We start from the raw sequence: 4393 nt of genomic DNA on the forward strand, positions 1-4393 counted from the left end.
TTCCTTCGAAACCGTTTCACCGGCTTCTCCGGGCACTTCCCTTCGGTGTTTCACACGCTATCAGACCATTTCCAGCTCCCCGTACCCGCGTCTCTCGCAAGGCATGCGAAAGTAGATCCGGGATTTGGATCAAGTAACTGATGGCGCCGCCCTGAACCTGGATGTACACGGAGATGTCCGCAGTGCTTCATCCGGTGGGCAGGGATACGACAGTACAGCGCGCCGCGCGGCCGTGGCAAATCGATTCCTGGCCCGGCCACCCCTCCCGCCTGCGCCACGTGTGCGCGGAATCCGTAGTTCCTATGACTTACTCTTCTGGGCAGTGCGCTGTCCGGGACAGGTGGTGACGGCGCGTGATGAATCTTCACCCCCCGGGAGGCTCCCATGACCAGCGTGACCTCACCGGTCGCCGGCCGCGTGATCGGACTCGAAGCGGTGCCCGATCCGGTGTTCTCCGGCGCCATGGTCGGTCCGGGCACGGCGATCGACCCAGTGCTCGAGCCCTTCGTGGCCGTGGCCCCGGTCGACGGGATCGTCGTCTCCCTGCACCCTCATGCGTTCGTCGTGGTGGACGGGGAGGGGCACGGTGTGCTTACCCACCTCGGCATCGACACCGTGCAGCTGAACGGTGAGGGCTTCGAGGTCCTCATCAACAAGGGCGACACCGTCAAGCGCGGCGAAGCGATCGTGCGCTGGGACCCGGCCACCGCCGTGGCCGCGGGCAAGTCGCCGATCTGCCCGATCGTGGCACTCGAGGCCACGGCCGACGCCCTGTCCGACGTCAAGGAGGACGTCGATGTGAAGACGGGCGACACGCTCTTCAACTGGTGAGCCGGGTGTGTGCCCGGCGGCCGATGGGGACCGGACCGGGCGGCGCACTGCGGGTAGGACATCCACCATGGCGGGGTTCCGCCGTATCGACCGGGGACGGGTGACATGGAGACAACGCTGCGAGGCGTCGGCGTGAGCCACGGGGTGGCCATCGGCGAGGTCCGCCATATGGGGACGGCGGTACTGGAGCCGCCGGCCAGGCAGATTCCGGCCGATGAGGCGCCGCGTGAGCAGGGGCGGGCGCGCCAGGCGGTGGAGGCCGTGGCGGCCGATCTGGTCGCGCGCGGCAATCTGGCGGGCGGCGAGGCCCAGGCCGTGCTCGAGGCGCAGGCCATGATGGCGCAGGACCCGGAGCTGATCGCCGATGTCGAGCGGCGGATCGCCGTGGGGAGCACCGCCGAGCGCGCGGTGTACGACGCCTTCGCCGCCTACCGGGCGCTGCTCGCGGGTGCCGGTGACTATCTGGCGGGCCGGGTGGCCGACCTCGACGATGTGCGGAACCGGATCGTGGCGCGGCTGCTCGGTGTGCCGATGCCGGGGGTGCCGGACAGTGACGAGCCGTATGTGCTGATCGCGCGGGACCTCGCGCCCGCCGACACCGCGCTGCTCGACCCGACGCTGGTGCTGGGGTTCGTGACCGAGGAGGGCGGGCCGACGAGCCACAGCGCGATCCTCGCCCGTGCCCTGGGGGTGCCGGCCGTGGTCGCGCTGCCCGGCGCCGGGGATCTGGTCGAGGGAACCCTGATCGCCGTGGACGGCAGCACGGGTGAGATCTTCGTGTCCCCGAGCGAGGAGAAGCGGGACGAGCTGACGCGGGCCGCCGAGGAGCGCCGGGCCGCGCTGGCTGCCTCCTCAGGTCCTGGTGCGACGTCGGACGGGCACAAGGTGCCGCTGCTGGCGAATGTCGGCGGACCGGCCGATGTACCGGCGGCGGTCGAGGCGGGCGCCGAGGGGGTGGGGCTGTTCCGCACCGAGTTCCTCTTCCTGGACGACAGCACTCAGGCGCCGTCGGAGGAGAAGCAGGCCACCGCGTACCGGCAGGTGCTGGAGGCGTTCCCCGAGGGCCGGGTGGTGGTGCGGGTCCTGGACGCGGGCGCGGACAAGCCGCTGGACTTCCTCACCCCGGCCGATGAGCCCAACCCGGCGCTGGGCGTGCGCGGTCTGCGTACGCTGCTGGACCACCCCGACGTGCTGCGGACACAGCTCACGGCGCTGGCGAAGGCGTCGGAGGGGCTGCCGGTCTATCTCGAGGTGATGGCCCCGATGGTGGCCGACCGGCTGGACGCCAAGGCGTTCGCGGACGCGTGCCGCGAGGCGGGGCTGCGGGCGAAGTTCGGCGCGATGGTGGAGATTCCGTCCGCCGCGCTGCGGGCGCGCTCGATCCTCCAGGAGGTCGAGTTCCTGTCGCTGGGCACCAACGACCTGGCGCAGTACACCTTCGCGGCGGACCGTCAGGTGGGCGCGGTCTCACGGCTGCAGGACCCGTGGCAGCCCGCGCTGCTCGACCTGGTGGCGGCGTCGGCGGAGGCCGCGCAGGCCGAGGGCAAGAGCTGTGGTGTCTGCGGTGAGGCCGCCTCCGATCCGCTGCTGGCGTGTGTGCTGGCCGGGCTGGGTGTCACCAGCCTCTCCATGGGTGCGGCCTCCATTCCGTATGTGCGTGCGACGCTGTCCAAGCACACGCTGGCGCAGTGCGAGCGGGCCGCCTCCGCGGCGCGCGCGGCGGACACCGCGGAGGATGCCCGCCGGGCGGCGCAGGCGGTGCTGTCCGGCGAATGAGCCCGTGAGCCGTGAGCCGTGAGCTTTTGGCTTTTGGCTTTTGGCTTTTGGCCCTTGGCTGTCAATGAGGGCGTCCCGCCGGGTGGCGGGACGCCTTCGGTCATTCCGGGGGGCTGAGCGGAATGCCCGCCCGGTATTCGACGCCGTGCTCCGGAGGGATGGGTTCACCGGTCTCGGCGTCGGTGCAGTACGCGGTGAACACCTCCGCCTCGCTCAGCGGGCGCAGCCAGCCGTCGTTGAGCGCCCAGCCGCGGACCGTCTCCGGGGAGTCCGCCGCGATGGTCCGCAGCACCAGGCCACCGGGGCCGCGCAGGGCGAAGCCGCAGGCCAGGACGGTGCGAAAGACCAGCCCCGAGGGCTCGGCCAGCTTCGGCGGGCCCGCTTCCCTCGCATCGGCGTGGAGCACGGCGACCAGTGAGGTGCCGTCCGCCGGGACGCTGCAGACCAGATGGTGGACGCCCGGTCCGGCCGCCTCGACGACCGCGCGCAGAGCGGCCCCGGCACGGTCGAACGCGACGCGGGCGGTGGTGTCGTCGCGGCACTCCCCGCGGTGGCCCGCGCGGGAGAGCAGCGCCGTGGCGTACTCCCAGGTGGCCTGCTCCTCGGCCACGCCGATGAGCCGTGGCACCAGGCGGGCGATGGGCTGGCCCTCGTAGGTGACGGCGCCGCCAGCGGCGGCCAGCTCGGCCGTATAGCGCGTGCGGCTCGTGGAGGTGTCCGGGTCGAGCCGGGTGTCCGCGCAGAACTCCTCGTAGGCGACGGGGTCGAAGAGGGCGACGGTGGTGTGCACCCCCTGGGCCGCGAGCGCCTTCAGCAGCCCCTCCATCTCCCGTAGATACGCTCCGTGGTCATCGAAGACGAACGACGCGTAGTGCCGCATGGCGGCGAAGTCCCGCTCGTCGGCCAACAGGGCCACGGTGCTCGGCGCCTCCCTGCGGAGGGCGCGCCGGGTCGTCCGCCTCCTTGTGCGCTCCCGCGTCCTTGGCCTGCGTGTCTTCGGCTTCCTGTGCTCGCCCGGGCGGTTCCGGTGGCCTCTGCGTCCGGTGTGCGCCATGACTCCCCCTCAGCGCGGATGTTCCGTGCTCAAGCACGGATGTTCAGTGCTCACTCACCGTAACCGGGGCCACTGACAACGCTCCGTCACCGCGGTCCCGTACCAGGCGGTGCTGGGCGCCGCACATCGCGGCGAGGCCGGCGCCGAGGCCGAGCCAGCCGAGGGGGCCCGCCGCGATCGCCGCCGTCACCGCGAGGGGTCCGACGCTGCGCTGGACGGCCTGGGCCAGGCCGTGCACGCCGAGGTAGGCGCCCTGTGCGGTGGGCGGGGCGAGGGCCACGGACAGCTCCCAGGAGACCGTGGCGTGCAGCATCTCCGCCACGGTGAAGGCGGTGGCGGCCAGCACCAGCGTGACGGCGGCGAACCAGGGTGCGCCGACGGTCGAGGCGGCCAGCGCGGCCCCGCCGACGAGGAAGGCACCGGCCAGTGGCCACAGCGAGGTGCGGGCGGTGTGCGGGGTGGCGCCGAAGCGGGCGAACGGGACCTGGAAGACCACCACGAGCAGATTGTTGAGGACGAGCAGCAGGGGGACGAGTTGATGCGGTGTGCTGGTGGCCGTCACGGCCCACAGCGGCAGGCCGACCTTGAAGACGGAGTCGTCGAGGAAGAGGACGGCCTCACTGGCGGTGTAGGCGAGATAGCGGCGGTCGCGCCAGGGGGTGGGGGCGGCGGTCGTCGTGGTCTTCTCGGGTGCGGGCGCGGTTTCCGTGGATGCGGGTTCCGGGGACGCGG

4 protein-coding genes are annotated in these 4393 nt (G+C 71.9%); 2 read left to right on the forward strand and 2 right to left on the reverse strand.

Translation table 11 applies throughout. The features are described 5' to 3' along the window. The first annotated feature begins 384 nt into the window (after nt 1-384). A complete protein-coding gene (locus VT50_RS08510) occupies nt 385-831 on the forward strand; it encodes a PTS sugar transporter subunit IIA (protein WP_046090653.1) in 447 nt (148 codons plus the stop codon). A 105-nt stretch (nt 832-936) separates the two neighbouring features. Continuing rightward, nucleotides 937-2607 carry a phosphoenolpyruvate--protein phosphotransferase gene (gene ptsP / locus VT50_RS08515; protein ID WP_046090654.1) on the forward strand — a complete coding sequence of 557 codons (1671 nt, stop codon included), beginning with the start codon at nt 937-939 and terminating at the stop codon, nt 2605-2607. Between the two features lie 100 nt (nt 2608-2707). Here the strand turns inward: ptsP and VT50_RS08520 are convergent, their stop codons facing one another. Continuing rightward, nucleotides 2708-3661 carry a hypothetical protein gene (locus VT50_RS08520; protein WP_046090655.1) on the reverse strand — a complete coding sequence of 318 codons (954 nt, stop codon included), beginning with the start codon at nt 3659-3661 and terminating at the stop codon, nt 2708-2710. 43 nt (nt 3662-3704) lie between these two features. Further along, nucleotides 3705-4393 (reverse strand): MFS transporter (locus tag VT50_RS39260; protein WP_167396588.1); only part of this gene is annotated, 689 nt, incomplete at its 5' end.

It is taken from the genome of Streptomyces antioxidans, assembly GCF_000968685.2.
Lineage (GTDB): Bacteria > Actinomycetota > Actinomycetes > Streptomycetales > Streptomycetaceae > Streptomyces > Streptomyces antioxidans.

Bases quoted from the DNA above. Each gene is read 5' to 3' on its own strand.
- VT50_RS08520 (WP_046090655.1), bottom strand. From the start codon at position 3,661: ATGGCGCACACCGGACGCAGAGGCCACCGGAACCGCCCGGGCGAGCAC.
- VT50_RS08510 (WP_046090653.1), top strand. From the start codon at position 385: ATGACCAGCGTGACCTCACCGGTCGCCGGCCGCGTGATCGGACTCGAA.
- ptsP (WP_046090654.1), top strand. From the start codon at position 937: ATGGAGACAACGCTGCGAGGCGTCGGCGTGAGCCACGGGGTGGCCATC.